Origin of the sequence: Stenotrophomonas maltophilia (genome assembly GCF_013464485.1) — a bacterium.
GTDB classification, from domain to species: Bacteria; Pseudomonadota; Gammaproteobacteria; order Xanthomonadales; family Xanthomonadaceae; genus Stenotrophomonas; species Stenotrophomonas maltophilia_AW.
The window spans coordinates 1-15,714 of record NZ_RAUX01000022.1 but is presented as its reverse complement, the minus strand read 5'-3'; the positions used below and the strand labels follow the sequence as shown (position 1 = coordinate 15,714).

The following is a 15,714-nucleotide window of genomic DNA, read 5'->3' as shown; positions in this document are numbered from 1 at the left end:
GCTCAGCCCGCCGACAGCTGGGCCAGGGCGTCGACCTGGTGCTCGTGGCTGAGCCGCTGCAGCAGCGGGTCGAGGTCGCCGGCCAGGATGTTGGGCAGGTCGTACAGGGTGAGGCCTTCCACGCGGTGATCGGTGATGCGGCCCTGTGGGAAGTTGTAGGTGCGGATGCGCTGGCTGCGGTCACCACTGCCGACCTGCAGGCGACGCGATTCGGCCTGGGCGGCGTCCTGGCGCTGGCGCTCGGCATCGAGCAGCTGTGCCTTCAGGCGTTTCATCGCCTTGTCGCGGTTGGCGTGCTGGCTGCGCTCGGTCTGGCATTCCACCACCACGCCGGTAGGGACGTGGGTGATGCGGATGGCCGATTCGGTCTTGTTCACGTGCTGGCCGCCGGCACCGGAAGAACGGAAGGTATCGACCTTCAGGTCGGCGGGGTTGATGACGATCTCATCCACCTCGTCCGCTTCGGGAATGATCGCCACCGTGGCCGCGGAGGTGTGGATGCGGCCCTGTGATTCGGTGGCCGGCACGCGCTGCACGCGGTGCGTGCCCGATTCGAACTTCAGGCGCGAGAACGCACCGCGGCCGACCACACGTGCCACCACTTCCTTGTAGCCGCCATGCTCGCCGGGGTTGTCCGATTCGATCTCGACCTTCCAGCCCTGGCGCTCGGCATAGCGGGCGTACATGCGGAACAGGTCGCCGGCGAAGATCGCCGCTTCGTCACCGCCGGTGCCGGCGCGCACTTCCAGGAACAGGTTGCCCTCGTCGCGCGGGTCGCGCGGTACCAGCAGCAGCGCCAGTTCCTGCTCCAGTTCCTGCAGGCGGGCCTGGGCGGCGGCGATTTCCTCGTCGGCCAGTTCGCGCAGGTCGGGATCGGCGCGCATGCCTTCGGCGGCGGCCAGGTCGGCCTTGGCACGGGCTTCATCGGTCAGTGCGGTGGCGACTGGTTCAAGTTGGGCGAATTCGCGCGAAAGGTCGCGGAAACGGGTGTTGTCGGCGACCACGTCGGGTTCGGCGAGCAGGCGTTCCAGTTCTTCGCGGCGCTCGGCCAGCGCTTCCAGCTTACGGCGCAAGGTCGGCGTCATCGGGTCTCACGGGTGGGTGGCGGTAACCCGGCGTGGCCGGGAACAGGCGCTCGGCGGCGCGGGTCAGGTCGGCATCGCCGCTCAGTGCGGCGGCGCGCAGAGCAGCGGTCGGCGGGTGCAGCAGGCGGTTGGTCAGGCCGTGGGCCAGCAGTTCCAGTACTTCATCGGCCGGCTTGCCGTTGGCCAGCTGCTGGCGGGCGCGTTCGAGCAGTTCGGCACGGGTAGCCTCGCCGAACGCACGCAGCTGCCGCAGCGGTGCCTGGTGGGCGCTGGCCTGCTGGGTCTCGACGAATCGCGACACCTGCAGGTCGATGATCGCTTCGGCCTCGGCGGCGGCCTCGCGGCGGCCGCGGCGGTTGTCTTCCACCGCGCGTTCAAGGTCGTCAACGGTATAGAGGAAGGCATCGTTGAGCGTGCCGACCTCGGCCTCGATATCGCGCGGTACGGCCAGGTCGAACAGCAGCATCGGCTTGTGCCTACGCGCGCGCAGGGCTTTGGCGACCATCTCGCGATGGATCACCGGTTCGCGCGCGGCGGTGGCCGAGAACACCACGTCGGCCTCGCCCAGGTGGCGGTCCAGTTCGGTCAGCGGCAGGGCCACGCCACCATGTCGGCTGGCAAGTTCCTGCGCGTGGGCCAGGGTGCGGTTGGCAATCAACAGCCGGCGTACCTTGCCTTCGCTCAGGTGCCGTGCCGCCAGTTCGATGGTCTCGCCGGCACCGACCAGCAGCACGGTGGAATCGTCCAGGCGCGCGAATGCGTTCTGCGCCAGGCGCACTGCGGCCGAGGCCACCGACACCGGGTTGGCGCCGACCTGGGTATCGGTACGCGCACGTTTGGCAACGGAGAAGGTCTGCTGGAACAGCCGGTCCAGACGTTGGCCGAGCAGGCCGTGATCACGCGCGGTCGACCATGCGTCCTTCACCTGGCCGAGGATCTGCGGCTCGCCCAGCACCATCGAATCCAGCCCGGTGGCGACCCGGAACAGGTGGCGCACGGCTTCGGCATCGGCATGCTGGTACAGATAGCCCTGCAGGTCGCCGGCCTGGCTGTGCAGCCACTGGTCCAGCGCCTGCGCCGAATCGGCCACGGCATAAAGTTCGGTGCGGTTGCAGGTGGACAGCAGCACCGCCTCGGCGATCTGCGGGGTATCGCGCAGCGAACCGAGCGCGCGCGGCAACGCCTCACCGGCGAAGGCCGCGCGCTCGCGCAGTTCCACCGGTGCGGTCTGGTGATTCAGTCCGAGCACCCACAGGGTCATTGTTCAGTTGCTTGCGATAAGCTGCTGGCCATTGGACGACATTTTAAGGCCCCGATGCCGACGATGCCCGCATTGATTCGCATCCCCAGTGTTCTGCTGCTGTCCCTGGCCTGCGCTCAGGCCCTGGCGGCGGTGCCGGGCAAGGCGCCCGTGCGGGCCCCGGCCACCGAGCAACTGGCGCTGGAACCGGTGATGGCCGGTGAATTCGCGCTGCAGGCCGGCAAACTGGCCGATGCCGCGCGCTGGTACCTGCAGGCGGCCCAGCAGACCGACGGCGACGCCGGTCTGGCCGAGCGTGCGACCCGTATTTCCATGCTGGCCAACGATGATGCCAGTGCGGCCAAGGGCCTGGCCCTGTGGCAGAAGCGCGCCCCCAGTTCGTTGACGATGCGCAGCGCTGCTGCTGCGTTGGCCATGCGGCAGGGCGATGTGAAGGCGGCGCGCAGTGACCTGCTGGCCTTGCTGGCCGACCCCGACGAGCGCGGCTGGAAGTTCGCCCTGGCCGCCCTGGTGGGAGGCGGCCGTGACCCGGCCGTGCCGGCGCAGGTGCTGGGCGAGCTGGTCGACGCCAATGCCATTCCGCCGAAGATCGAGGCCTGGCAGGAGTTCGGCCGTCTTGCCCTGCGCATGGAAAAGCCCGAGCTGGCGCGACGCATGATCGATGAGGTGGTCAAGCGCTTCCCAGAGGAGCCGCGCGTGGCGCTGCTGCGTGCCAGCCAGCTGCAGCAGGCCGGCGAGACCGGCAAGGCGTTGTCGCTGTTGCACGACGTCGAGCCGAAGACCCGTCAGGACCCGGAGCTGCGCAACGCCGTGGCCATTGCCTATGACAGCCTCGGCCAGCCATCGGCAGCCGAGCGCGTGCTGGCGTTCGGCCCGCAGGACGTGCAGACCTGGGGCATGCGCGCCTCGCTGCTGGCCAAGCAGGGTGACAAGGCCGCGCTGTCCAACCTGTACAACGAACTGTCGCGGCAGGCAGCCAAGCCCGACCCGGCGCAGCGCTTGCTGCTGGGCAAGATTGCCGAATACCTGAAGCGCTACCCCGAGGCGGTGCAGTGGTACCACAGCGTGCCCGGTGGCGATGAGCTGAGCGAAGCCCGCCTGCGTGCGGCCAACGCCCAGGCCCTGGCCGGGCGTCTGCCACAGGCCCTGGATGAAGTGCACGCCATCCAGTCCGATGCGGTGGTTGACGACGACGTGCGCCGCGACGCCTATCTGCTCGAAGCCGAGCTGCGCCAGCGCGCCGACGACAGTGCGGGTGAACTGGATGCGCTGGCCCGCGGCCTGGCAGCTTACCCGGATGACAACGGCCTGCTGTACGCCCGTGCGCTCACCTGGGAGCGCCGTGATGACATCCCGCGCGCCGAGGCCGACCTGCGCAAGATCCTGGTGACCGACCCGGAAAACGTACCGGCGCTGAATGCACTCGGTTACACCCTGGCCGACCGCACCGGGCGCCTGCAGGAGGCGCTGGAGCTGATCGACCGCGCCCGCGTGGCCGAACCGGACAACGCTGCCATCGTCGACAGCTATGGCTGGGTGCTGTATCGCCTGGGCCGCAAGGAAGAGGCACTGGTGCAGCTGCGCCGTGCCTGGACCCTGGCCAAGGACCCGGAGATCGCTTCCCATGTTGGCGAAGTGCTGTGGGTGCTGGGCAAGCATGACGAGGCCCGCCACTTCTTCGAAGAAGCGGCCAGGCTCGATCCCGAGAACCGCGCGCTGCTGCGCGCCCGCGAGAAATTCAATCCATGAGTGTTTCCCTGATCCGGCCGCTGCTGCTGGCGGCCGCGACCCTGGCGGTCAGCGCCTGCACCACCGTGGGTACGCAGAAGACCCCGGCGCCGGCGGTCGTCGAGATCGTTTCGGCCGAAGCGGCGCAGGCCGAGGCAGCGCGTGTGACCACGCTGCAGGCACAGCCGGACTGGGCCTTCCAGGGGCGGGTGGCAGTCAGCAAGGGCAAGGACGGCGGCAGCGGTCGCATCGACTGGAAGCAGGATGGGCGCCGTTATGTGGTCGAGCTGAGCGCGCCGGTGACCCGGCAGAGCTGGAAGCTGACCGGAGATACCCGTTCCGAAGCCGGTCGCCTGGAAGGACTGGCCGGCGGGCCGCGTGACGGCGAGGACGCCCAGCAGTTGCTGCTCGAGGCGACGGGCTGGGACATCCCGGTCAACCAGCTGCCGGAGTGGATCCGTGGCCTGGTGGCCGGTGATGCTGCCGGTCCGGAGAAGGTCGAGCGCGACGGTGAAGGCCGGCCGCGTCGCATGCAGCAGCTGGGCTGGCAGGTGCAGTACCTGGACTGGTATCCGGCCGAGGCCGGGCGCCCGGCGCTGCCGCGCCGGATCGAGGCCAGCAATGGCGACGCCAAGGTGCGCCTGCTGGTGGACCAGTGGGGGCAGGGCGCTCCATGAGTGCCGGGCGCGATGACGCGTGCTGGTCCTGGTGGCCGGCCCCGGCCAAGTTGAACCTGTTCCTGCACATCACCGGCCGCCGTGCCGATGGCTACCACGAGCTGCAGACGGTATTCCGCCTGCTGGACTGGGGCGATCGCATCGGCCTGCGCCTGCGTGAAGACGGCCAGGTGCGCCGGGAGGGCGAGGGCCTGGCCGGTGTGCCCGAGGCCGATGACCTGGCGGTGCGTGCGGCGCAATTGTTGAAAGAGGTGGCCAATGTCGCGCAAGGTGCGGACATCATCGTTGAAAAGCATGTGTCGGCCGGTGGTGGTTTCGGCGGTGGCTCGTCCGATGCCGCGACCGTGCTGGTCGCTCTGAACAGTCTCTGGCAGGCCGGTCTTGACGAAGACGCGCTTGCCGCACTGGGCCTGCGCCTGGGTGCGGACGTGCCGGTCTTCGTGCGTGGCCGCAATGCCTGGGCCGAAGGCGTGGGCGAGCGCCTGCAGCCGATCCCCCTGGCCCCGGCCTGGTACGTGGTGGTCGAACCGGGCGTTCATGTTCCCACGCCCGCCCTGTTTGCAGACCCGGATTTGACGCGCGACAGCCCAGTTGCGAAAATAGAGGACTTCGCTTCCGGGACCCTGGTCGGGAACGCGTTCGAACCGGTGCTGCGCCGCCGTGAGCCTGCCGTCGAGGCCGCGCTCGCAGCGTTGAGCGGCATAGGATTGGCGCGGCTGACCGGATCGGGAAGTGGTTGTTTCGTCGAGTTCGCATCGCAGTCTGCCGCAGAGCAGGGACGGTCGAAGTTGCCGAAGGAGTTGCGGGCAAGGGTGGCAGCGGGCGTTGCGCGTTCGCCACTGCTGGATGCACTCGAGCAACACTGATTTATCAATGCAGGGGCGTCGCCAAGAGGCCCAAGGCACCAGGTTTTGATCCTGGCATTCGTAGGTTCGAATCCTACCGCCCCTGCCAATAGCGGCTGTGTCCGCGCCTTCCAGCGCATCGCCCGCGCGGGACGTGGAAACAACCGCGGTGTTGTCAGCAGCAAGGGTCCATCGGGGTCCTTGCCGACTCCGGATCCCCGCCACTCGTCCCCGCCCGAGACAATCATGATGCAAGAGTCCCCGAACCTGCTGGTCTTTTCCGGCAACGCCAACAAACGTCTGGCGCAGAACATCTGCAAGGAACTGGGGGTTCGCCCGGGCAAGGCGCTGGTCTCGCACTTCTCCGATGGTGAAGTGCAGGTGGAGATCGAAGAGAACGTCCGCAAGCAGGACGTGTTCGTGATCCAGCCGACCTGTGCGCCGAGCGCGGAAAACCTGATGGAACTGCTGGTGCTGATCGACGCGCTCAAGCGCGCATCGGTAGCCAGCGTGACCGCCGTGGTGCCGTACTTCGGCTACTCGCGCCAGGACCGCCGCATGCGTTCCTCACGCGTGCCGATCACCGCCAAGCTGGCGGCCAAGATGTTCAGCACCGCTGGCGCTGATCGCGTGCTGACCGTCGACCTGCATGCCGACCAGATCCAGGGCTTCTTCGATATTCCGGTCGACAACGTGTACGCCTCTCCGCTGCTGCTGGCCGACATCTGGCGCGCCTACGGCACCGAGAACCTGATTGTTGTCTCGCCGGACGTGGGCGGCGTGGTCCGTGCCCGTGCGGTGGCCAAGCGCCTGGATGACGCCGACCTGGCGATCATCGACAAGCGCCGCCCGCGCGCCAATGTCTCCACCGTGATGAACATCATCGGTGACGTCGAAGGCAAGACCTGCGTGATGGTCGACGACATCGTCGATACCGCCGGCACCCTGTGCGCTGCTGCCGCTGCCCTGAAGGCGCGCGGTGCGCTCAAGGTTGCCGCCTACTGCACCCACGCGGTGCTGTCCGGCCCGGCGGTGGACAACATCACCAATTCCCAGCTCGACGAACTGGTGGTGACCGACACCATCCCGCTGAAGGACGCGGCGCGGGTGTGCAGCAAGATCCGCCAGCTGAGCGTGGCGGAAATGCTGGCCGAAACGATGCGCCGCATCGCCTTCGGCGAGTCGGTCAGTTCGCTGTACGTCGACTGAGTTTTTCGTCCCCGCCGGCGACGGTGGGGACATACCCCGGGTGCTTCTGGTCGCGGAAGCATCTTCAACCGCCAGGCCGCAAGGCAGGGCAACAACCTGAGTAGTCGAAAATGTCGAAGACCCATGAAATCAAGGTCACCAAGCGTGAACTGCAGCGTAAGGGTGCGAGCCGCCGCCTGCGTCACGCTGGTGTGATCCCGGCCATCGTGTACGGCGGCAACGCCGAGCCGGTCGCCATCAGCCTGGACCACAACGAAATCTGGCTGGCCCAGCAGAACGAGTGGTTCTATGCCTCGATCCTGGACCTGAACCTGGACGGCCAGGTGCAGAAGGTCCTGCTGCGTGACATGCAGCGCCACCCGTACAAGCAGCTGATCATGCACCTGGACTTCCAGCGCGTGAACGAGAACGAAGCCCTGACCGCTTCGGTCCCGCTGCACTTCATCAACGAAGACACCTCGCCGGCTGGCAAGGCTGCCGACGTCGTGGTCACCCACGAACTGAAGGAAGTGACCATCACCTGCCTGCCGAAGGACCTGCCGGAGTCGATCGAAGTCGACCTGGGCGAGCTGAAGGCCGGTGACGTGGTGTACCTGTCCAACATCAAGCTGCCGAAGGGCGTGGAAATCCCGGCCCTGGCGCTGGGCAAGGACCACGACGACGCCATCGTCACCGCCAAGGCCGGCAAGGCCGACGCGGCTGACGAAGAAGCGGCTGCCGCCGAGTAATACCGCTACGGTGCCTGCCCCCGGGCAGGCACCGTATTGGAAGGAACCATGGCAGGACTGCGACTGATCGTCGGTCTGGGCAACCCCGGATCGGAACACGCCCGGACCCGGCACAATGCCGGGTTTCATTTCGTTGAGGCCCTGGCTGAAAAAGCCGGTGCACGATGGAATGTGGACAGCAAACTGTTCGGCGAGACCGCCAAGGTCGAAATTGCCGGGCAGACGGTGTGGCTGCTCAAGCCCGCCACCTTCATGAACCTCAGCGGCAAGTCGGTCACCGCCGCACAGCGGTTCTGGAAGATCGAGCCGGAAGAGACCCTGCTGGCCCATGACGAACTGGACCTGGCGCCCGGCGTGGCACGGCTGAAGTTCGACGGCGGCCACGGCGGCCAGAACGGCCTGCGTGACACCATCCGCCTGCTTGGCCACGGCAAGTTCCATCGCCTGCGCGTGGGCATTGGCCATCCCGGTCACAAGGACCGCGTGGTGGGTTGGGTGCTCGGCCGCCCCTCCAAGGACGACGACGTGCTGATCGCGCGTGCCATCGACGATGCGATCGACGTGATGCCGCTGGCGGTGCAGGGCGATTTCAGTGAAGCGATGAAGCGCCTGCACACTCCGAAATAACCCGCATTGGGTAGGTGCCAGCCTTGGTTGGCACACAATGATCGACACCGAGATGGATTGGCCAAGCAGCGCGCGCGCTGTTTCACCAATCACTTTCACCCCAGAGAGCTGTCACCCATGGGTATCAAATGCGGCATCGTCGGTCTGCCCAACGTCGGCAAGTCGACCCTGTTCAATGCGCTGACCAAGGCGGGTATCGCCGCGGCGAACTTCCCGTTCTGCACCATCGAACCGAACGTCGGCATCGTGCCGGTGCCGGACCCGCGCCTGGGCGAACTGGCCGGCATCATCAATCCGCAGAAGGTCATCCCGACTGCCGTGGAATTCGTCGACATCGCCGGCCTGGTGGCCGGTGCCGCCAGCGGTGAAGGCCTGGGCAACAAGTTCCTGGCGCACATCCGCGAAGTCGATGCGATCACCCACGTGGTGCGCTGCTTCGAGCACGGCGACATCGTGCATGTGGCCGGCAAGGTCGACCCGATCTCGGACATCGAAACCATCGACACCGAACTGGCGCTGGCCGACCTGGACAGCGTCGAGAAGGCGCTGAACCGTGCCGAGCGTGCTGCCAAGGGCGGCGACAAGGACGCCGCGGCGCGCAAGCCGGTGCTGGCCAAGCTGCAGGCGGCGTTGTCCGACGGCAAGGCCGGCCGTTCCGTCGGCCTGGACGACGAAGAAAAGGCGCTGGTCCGTGACCTGTTCCTGCTGACCCTGAAGCCGGTGATGTACATCGCCAACGTGCTGGAAGACGGTTTCGAGAACAACCCGCACCTGGATGCCGTGCGCGCGCATGCCGCCGCCGAAGGCGCGCAGGTGGTGCCGGTGTCGGCCGCGATCGAGGAAGAGCTGTCCCAGCTCGACGATGAAGACCGCGATACTTTCCTGGCCGATCTGGGTCTGAGCGAGCCGGGCCTGAACCGCGTGATCAACGCGGCCTACAGCCTGCTGGGCCTGCAGACCTACTTCACCGCAGGCGTGAAGGAAGTCCGCGCGTGGACCGTGCGCAAGGGCGCCACTGCCCCGCAGGCCGCGGCGGTCATCCACACCGACTTCGAGAAGGGCTTCATCCGCGCTGAAACCATCGCGTATGACGACTTCATCAAGTACAAGGGCGAAGCCGGCGCCAAGGAAGCCGGTCGCCTGCGCCTGGAAGGCAAGGAATACCGCGTGCAGGAAGGCGATATCCTGCACTTCCGCTTCAACGTCTGATCCTGCCGCAACGGATCGACCCCGAACGCCCCGCCCTGTGCGGGGCGTTCGCGTTTGCGATGATGGACAAAAAAACACCACGTTGCGAAACGCTTGTGGTGTGATGTTCGCCGGCACTTGTCCACAGCAAACTCCCATCGCTTTCCACGCGTGGTGTGGAAAACCATGCGACGCCCTGTAGAGCCGAGCCCATGCTCGGCGCTACAGGTGCTTGCCCGCACGGCGTGGATAAAATTTCACCACGCTTCGAAACCCCTGCGCTGCAACGCTCGCGCCCACTTGTCCACATCAAGTTCCCACCGCTTTCCACGTCCGGTGTGGAAAACAATCGAAGGGCGTGGACAAAAAATCACCATGTCCGGAAACGCCTGTGAGACAAGGATCGCGCCCGGTTGTCCACACCTAGTTCCCATCGCTTTCCACGTGGGGTGTGCATAAACAACAAGGCCCGCCAATGGCGGGCCCCGTCGTCCACGTCCTGTGCAACCGCGCTTACAACGCGCTGCCACCAAACTTGTGGGTGTACTGCAGGTTGATGGTGCGGCCGACGCTGTCGAACCAGGACACGTCGTAGTACGGGTACGCGGTGTAGGTGGCGTCCTTCGGCGGCATCTTGTTGAACACGTTGACCACCGACAGCGACAGGCGCGAATGGTCGTCGAAGCGGTACTGCACCGACGCGTTGTAGCGATAGGTGGCCTTCACATACGGGCTGTCGCCGCTGTCCCAGTCGAAGGACTGGTCGTAGTTGTCCGAGGTTGGCAGCTTGCCCAGGCGCGAACCGTAGACCGTGGCCGACCACACGTCCCTCTCCCAGGTCAGGCTCAGGCTGGTCTTGGTGCGCGGAATATCAAAGCCGCTGTTGACCGCGAACTGGTCCAGGGTCGGATCGCCGGGGTAGCGCTGGAAATCGTGCTTCTTCACCCAGGTGTGGGTGCCGTTGAGGATGAAGTCGCCGATGCCGGTCTGCAGGCGGTAGCGCAGGCCGACGTCGATGCCGGAGGTGGACTCGCGGGCGACGTTGATCGGGGCCACGCGCACGCCATACAGACGGCCGTCGCTGGTGCGGGTGATGCGGTCGATCGCATCCACGCAGGTCGGCGAGGTGATGTCGGCGCTGCCGAGACGGCAGTTTGCCTCGTTGGCCAGGATCGTGCGCACATCCATGTCCTGCACCTGCTTGCGCATGTCGATGTCGAACCAGTCCACCGACAGGTCCAGGCCGATCGCTGGCGACCAGACGAAGCCGGCGCTCCACGAGGTGCTGGTTTCCGGATCGAGCTGGCGGTTGCCGGTGCGGCTGCGGACCAGATTGCGCTCGTAGTCGGAACAGTCACTGGCCTCTTCAAGGCGGCAGGTGTACAGGTCCTCGGCGCTGGTCTCGTCGTTGCCGGGGCCGGCGAACACGTAGTGCAGGTCCGGTGCACGGAACGCGGTGCCATAGGAGCCGCGCACCAGCAGGGTATCGATCGGGCGCCATTCCAGGCCGCCGCTCCAGGTCGCTTTGCCGATGGTGTGGCCGGAATAGCGGTACTGGTCGTATCGGCCGGCCACGCTCAGGTTGACCGTCTCGTGCAGCGGCATGCGCAGCTCGGCCGCGGTCGCCCAGCGGTTGCGCGAACCCTGGCCGTCCGAATCCTTCCAGCTGTAGTAGTAGTACTGGGTGGCCAGCGGGTCGGGATTCAGCGAATAGGCCTGCTGGCCCACTTCCACGGTAGCGGCAAAGCCGGCGTCGCCGCCCGGCAGGCCGAACAGCGCCGAGTTGGTCAGGGTGAACGCTGCGGTTTCCGTGCGTGACTTCGGGGTGTAGGTGGTGCGCGCGGCGATCGAATCGTACTCGGCGCGGGTCAGTGGCCGGTACAGGCGCGACGGGTCGGCGTTGTAGATCGGGAAGTCGTCGTCATCCACGCCCAGCTGTGGGCCCAGGAACAGGTCATTGGCCTTGGCGGCGATGATCTGCGCCCAGCTGATCCGCGACTGGTACTGCGAATGGCTCAATGCTGCTTCGTAGTCCCAGCTGCCAACCAGGTTGCCCTTGAAGCCGGTGGTCACGCTGAAGGTCTTCTGCGTGCTGCGCACCATTGCATTGCGCAGGCCGCCCATCTCTTCGGGCGAGAACTGGCGCTGCCAGAACTCGATCTCACCGGTGGCGAGGTTGTTGAAGTAGCCCGACTCATCGCCGCTGGCATCCATGCGCCCCCAGCTGGTGACGTCGCGCATCAGCGACATCGTGTGGTAGCCCAGCTGCACATCGGCGAACCACTGCTGCCCGTTGTCGAAGTCGTAGCTCAGCGAGGCATATCCGTTGGCGCCGCGACGCTTGCTGAGGATGGTGCCGTAGCCGATGGATGCATCGCTGCCGCAGTAGTAGCCGTACCTCGGCCGATAGGCATGGTAGGTGCTGCCCTGGTTCTGTCCGGCCAGCGCCTCGCAGGTGGCGGCTCCCGGGTCCAGGTAGTCATCGTTGTAGTCGGTGCGCAGGTAGGCACGGCGCGCGATGCGCGAGCCCTCGGTGGGACCGTCCTGGGTGGAATCCTGGATCTCACGCTCATAGGCCCACAACGGGGTCTGCGACTGCAGTTCAACGCTGTACACGGCGTTGAAGCTGCCGCGGCTGAAGCCACTGGCGATGCTCATGTCGAACGACTCGCCACCGCCTTCGCTGGTGGTGCCCATGCGCATGTCGATGGTGGTGCCGTCGGCCTTCTTCTTCAGGATGAAGTTGACCACGCCGGCGATCGCGTCCGAGCCATAGATGGCCGAGGCACTGCCGGTCAGCACTTCGATGCGCTCGATCATGCCCAGCGGGATGTTGGAGACGTCGGTGAAGTTGCTGCGGCCCTTGAACGGCATCGGGAAGTCGGCGATGCGGCGGCCGTTGACCAGTACCAGGGTGTGGTTCGGGCCCAGGCCGCGCAGGTCCACCTGCTGGGCGCCCGGCGAGAAGTCGGCGCCGCTGGAGGACTGTTGGCTCTGGGTCTCACCCCCGTTCTGGGTCATCGCGCGCAGCACGTCCGGCACGGTGGTAAAGCCGCTGGAGCGGATCTGCTCGGCGCTGATCACCGTGATCGGGGCGGGGCCTTCCACCTGGGCGCGCGGAATGCGCGAACCGGTAACCTGCACCGCATCCAGTTGTTGAACCGAAGAGGAAGCCGGTGCCTGGGCCGCCGCGGAAGCAGCCACGCCCATCAACGCCAGCTGGATCGACCACGCCATCGCCTTTCTACGCATGAGGAATTCTCGGAAATGAAGCCGGCCCGCAGAGGAGGGGCCCTGTCCCCCATTCAGATTTCGGGAATGGGTGCGCGCATTTAACGCCTTTTTTATGTCCTTGACTACTGGGTCTCTATCTGGCAAAGAGTGAAAACGCTTGCAAGTCGATTTTGTTCAGGGAGATCAAGATGCGACGCCCCCACAGCCCCCTGCGCGGACGCTTCCTCTGGCTGGCACTGCTGGTCCTGGCCTGGCCGCCGACCACGCCTGCGCAGGACCTGCAGGGCCCCGGCTTCGCCTATTACGAAGTGGGTGACCTGGAGGCACCGCGACCTGGTCCGCGCGCACCGGCGATGATGCTGATGGGGGGCGGCGAATGGGTGCCGCAGGCCTTCCAATGGTGGTTGAAGCAGGCCGGCAACGGCCGTGTGCTGATCCTGCGCGCCTCGGGCAGCGACGAGCTGCAGGACAGGCTGTACCGCGAGATCGGCGGCACCACCGCAGTGCAGACCCTGGTCTTCGACAACCGTCGTGGTGCCGATGATCCCGCCGTGCTGCGCGTGGTTGCCGCGGCCGACGCCATCTTCATCGCCGGTGGCGACCAGTCGCGCTACATCCGTTTCTGGAAGGGCACCGCACTCAACCGCGCGCTCAATGCACATGTCCGCGCCGGCAAGCCGATCGCTGGCACCAGCGCCGGCCTGGCGATTCTTGGCGGCTATGCCTACGGCGCGATGGATGGTGGCAGCATTACCTCTGCCAGTGCGTTGGCAGACCCGATGGGCAGCGCGGTGACCCTGGACAGCGGCTTCCTGCGGATGCCCTACCTGCAGCGCGTGGTCACCGACACCCACTTCGACAAGCGCGACCGGCTCGGTCGCCTGATCGTGTTCGTGGCGCGCGCCGCTCAGGCCAGTGGCGACCCCGATATCGTCGGCATCGGTGTCGACGAGGACACTGCCCTCTGCGTCGAACCGGATGGCCAGGCCCAGGTCTACAGTGCCGACGGCGAAGGCAAGGTCTGGGTGGTCAGCCCCGGTCGCGATGCCGACCGCCTGGTCGAGGGCGAGCCATTGCGCTTCCATGCAGTGCCGGTAACGGTGGTCGCCAGTGGCAGCCGCATGCGCCTGGACGATTTCCAGGCCGAGGCCGATTACCAGGCCTCGGCCGACGTCAGCGACGGCGAGATTGAGTTCACGCTTCGGTAGTGCCGGCCGCTGGCCGGCAACTTACCCTCCCTGATGCGCCCCTTGCCGGCCAGCGGCCGGCACTACCCTGCAATCCATTCCCTCGTTACTTCTGGAGACGTACCCGATGAAACTGCGCCTGGCGCTGTCCGCGCTGCTGTCCCTGCCGTTGCTCGCCCAGGCCGCACCGGTCGCCTCGCCGCTGTTGGTCATCCATGGCGGTGCCGGCGTCGAGCGCAAGGACCTGTCACCGGCCGAAGAGAAGGCGGCACGTGACGCGCTGCGGGCGGCGCTGTTGAAGGGGCACGCTGAACTGTCCGCGGGTCGCCCGGCGCTCGCGGCGGTCACCGCAGCGATCACCGTGCTGGAGGACGATCCCACCTTCAATGCCGGCAAGGGTGCGGTGTTTACCCATGACGGCCGCAACGAACTGGATGCGGCGGTGATGGATGGCGCCACCCAGGCCGCGGGTGCGGTGGCCGGCGTGCAGCGGGTGCGCAACCCGATCCTGCTGGCGCAGACCGTGATGCAGAAATCCAGGCACGTGATGATGGTCGGGCAGGGCGCAGAGGCGTTCGCAGTGGAGCAGGGCATCACCCTGGTTGATCCGGCGTACTTCCGCACCGACAAGCGCTGGCAGCAGCTGCAGCGCGCGCTGAAGGAAGAGGCCAGCGGCCAGGCGCATGCCGACCTGGAGACCGCAAAGCACTTCGGTACCGTGGGTGCGGTCGCATTGGACGCGCAGGGGCATCTCGCGGCGGGCACCTCCACCGGTGGCATGACCAACAAGCGGTATGGACGTGTGGGTGATTCGCCGATCGTCGGCGCCGGTACCTGGGCTGACGCGCGCTGCGCGGTGTCTGGCACCGGCTGGGGCGAGTACTACATCCGTACTGCTGCCGCGCACGAGATCTGCGCACGCATGCGTTACCAAGGGCAGAGCCCGGAGCAGGCCGGCAAGGGTGTGATCAACGAGACGATCCCGCAGATGGGTGGCGATGGCGGTGCGATCGTGCTCGCCGCAGACGGAAAAATGGCCGCGCCGTTCAACACCCAGGGCATGTATCGGGGCTGGATCGGCGCCGACGGTGTGCCCCATGTCGCAATTTTCGCCAGCGAGACCCTGCCGGTCCCTGGGCAATAACCTTGCGTATCAATGGGTTTGCGACAACGTGTGAAAAAGATGGAAAAAAGCGTTGACAGACCCCCGTCCCATCAGCAGAATAAGCGGCTCACCACCACACACCGCAACGCTTCGGCGGCAACGGAATGGGGTGGTAAGGAGGGATACCCAAGCGGCCAACGGGGGCAGACTGTAAATCTGCTGGCTTACGCCTTCGGTGGTTCGAATCCACCTCCCTCCACCAGTTTCACGTTGTGACATTCCCGGCGCGGGAGTAGTTCAATGGTAGAACCTCAGCCTTCCAAGCTGATGGTGCGGGTTCGATTCCCGTCTCCCGCTCCATTGAATGAACTTTGAATATTATCGAGTTCATGTCATAATGCAAAACTCGGCTCACGTAGCTCAGTCGGTAGAGCACTTCCTTGGTAAGGAAGAGGTCGAAGGTTCGATTCCTTTCGTGAGCACCATCTTAAGCATCACCTCTCAGACGAATTCGAGATAAGCAGCCATGGCCAAGGGTAAGTTCGAGCGCACCAAGCCGCACGTCAACGTCGGCACCATCGGTCACGTCGACCACGGCAAGACCACGCTGACCGCCGCACTGACCAAGATCGGTGCCGAGCGCTTCGGTGGCGAGTTCAAGGACTACTCCTCGATCGACGCCGCTCCGGAAGAAAAGGCTCGTGGCATCACGATCTCGACCGCGCACGTCGAATACGAATCCCCGGTCCGTCACTACGCCCACGTCGATTGCCCGGGCCACGCTGACTACGTCAAGAACATGATCACCGGTGCCGCCCAGATGGACGGCGCGATCCTGGT

At 66.0% G+C, this 15,714-nt stretch carries 13 protein-coding genes and 4 tRNA genes; 14 read left to right on the top strand and 3 right to left on the bottom strand.

The window, feature by feature from the left end:
- Nucleotides 1-2 precede the first annotated feature (2 nt).
- Together prfA and hemA are read right to left on the bottom strand one after the other, a co-directional pair.
- A complete protein-coding gene (gene prfA / locus D7Y61_RS10180) occupies nt 3-1,085 on the bottom strand; it encodes a peptide chain release factor 1 (protein ID WP_180866136.1) in 1,083 nt (360 codons plus the stop codon).
- Nucleotides 1,063-2,346, bottom strand: coding sequence for a glutamyl-tRNA reductase (gene hemA, locus D7Y61_RS10175; protein ID WP_180866135.1), 1,284 nt, complete (start codon nt 2,344-2,346; stop codon nt 1,063-1,065). Before hemA ends, prfA begins: the two co-directional genes overlap by 23 nt.
- Nucleotides 2,347-2,409: 63 nt before the next feature.
- On the opposite strand from hemA, the gene D7Y61_RS10170 reads away from it, so the two are divergent.
- The 8 genes from D7Y61_RS10170 (at nt 2,410) to ychF (ending at nt 9,369) form a co-directional block, all read left to right on the top strand.
- Complete coding sequence (locus D7Y61_RS10170; RefSeq protein ID WP_180866134.1) at nt 2,410-4,095, top strand: tetratricopeptide repeat protein; 1,686 nt, start codon at nt 2,410-2,412, stop codon at nt 4,093-4,095.
- The gene (gene lolB / locus D7Y61_RS10165) at nt 4,092-4,751 is read left to right on the top strand and encodes a lipoprotein insertase outer membrane protein LolB (RefSeq protein ID WP_180866133.1); all 660 of its coding nucleotides are present in this window, start codon (nt 4,092-4,094) and stop codon (nt 4,749-4,751) included. The genes D7Y61_RS10170 and lolB overlap by 4 nt, the downstream gene beginning before the upstream one ends.
- On the top strand, nt 4,748-5,617 hold the full coding sequence (ispE, locus tag D7Y61_RS10160) for a 4-(cytidine 5'-diphospho)-2-C-methyl-D-erythritol kinase (RefSeq protein WP_180866132.1): 870 nt from the start codon (nt 4,748-4,750) through the stop codon (nt 5,615-5,617). Before lolB ends, ispE begins: the two co-directional genes overlap by 4 nt.
- Before the next feature lie 11 nt (nt 5,618-5,628).
- A tRNA-Gln gene (locus D7Y61_RS10155) sits at nt 5,629-5,705 on the top strand.
- 140 nt (nt 5,706-5,845) lie between these two features.
- Complete coding sequence (locus D7Y61_RS10150; protein ID WP_005415400.1) at nt 5,846-6,805, top strand: ribose-phosphate diphosphokinase; 960 nt, start codon at nt 5,846-5,848, stop codon at nt 6,803-6,805.
- Between the two features lie 110 nt (nt 6,806-6,915).
- Nucleotides 6,916-7,533 (top strand): 50S ribosomal protein L25/general stress protein Ctc, encoded by a 618-nt coding sequence (locus tag D7Y61_RS10145; RefSeq protein ID WP_014036085.1) that lies wholly within the window; start codon nt 6,916-6,918, stop codon nt 7,531-7,533.
- 48 nt (nt 7,534-7,581) lie between these two features.
- A complete protein-coding gene (gene pth, locus D7Y61_RS10140; protein ID WP_008268208.1) occupies nt 7,582-8,160 on the top strand; it encodes an aminoacyl-tRNA hydrolase in 579 nt (192 codons plus the stop codon).
- Nucleotides 8,161-8,277: 117 nt separating this feature from the next.
- On the top strand, nt 8,278-9,369 hold the full coding sequence (gene ychF, locus D7Y61_RS10135) for a redox-regulated ATPase YchF (RefSeq protein ID WP_180866131.1): 1,092 nt from the start codon (nt 8,278-8,280) through the stop codon (nt 9,367-9,369).
- A gap of 492 nt (nt 9,370-9,861) precedes the next feature.
- On the opposite strand, the gene D7Y61_RS10130 is transcribed toward ychF, so the two are convergent.
- The gene (locus tag D7Y61_RS10130; RefSeq protein ID WP_180866130.1) at nt 9,862-12,600 is read right to left on the bottom strand and encodes a TonB-dependent receptor plug domain-containing protein; all 2,739 of its coding nucleotides are present in this window, start codon (nt 12,598-12,600) and stop codon (nt 9,862-9,864) included.
- A gap of 170 nt (nt 12,601-12,770) precedes the next feature.
- On the opposite strand from D7Y61_RS10130, the gene D7Y61_RS10125 reads away from it, so the two are divergent.
- From D7Y61_RS10125 to D7Y61_RS10100, 6 genes are all read left to right on the top strand, one after another.
- Nucleotides 12,771-13,790: a cyanophycinase gene (locus D7Y61_RS10125; RefSeq protein WP_180866129.1), complete on the top strand. Its 1,020-nt coding sequence runs from the start codon at nt 12,771-12,773 to the stop codon at nt 13,788-13,790.
- Nucleotides 13,791-13,896: 106 nt separating this feature from the next.
- Nucleotides 13,897-14,913: an isoaspartyl peptidase/L-asparaginase family protein gene (locus D7Y61_RS10120; protein WP_180866128.1), complete on the top strand. Its 1,017-nt coding sequence runs from the start codon at nt 13,897-13,899 to the stop codon at nt 14,911-14,913.
- A 137-nt stretch (nt 14,914-15,050) separates the two neighbouring features.
- Nucleotides 15,051-15,136 (top strand) — tRNA-Tyr (locus D7Y61_RS10115).
- 24 nt (nt 15,137-15,160) lie between these two features.
- A tRNA-Gly gene (locus D7Y61_RS10110) sits at nt 15,161-15,234 on the top strand.
- 49 nt (nt 15,235-15,283) lie between these two features.
- Nucleotides 15,284-15,359 (top strand) — tRNA-Thr (locus D7Y61_RS10105).
- A 41-nt stretch (nt 15,360-15,400) separates the two neighbouring features.
- Nucleotides 15,401-15,714, top strand: a 314-nt coding sequence (locus D7Y61_RS10100; RefSeq protein ID WP_258010329.1) for a GTP-binding protein, incomplete at its 3' end; no start/stop codon positions are given.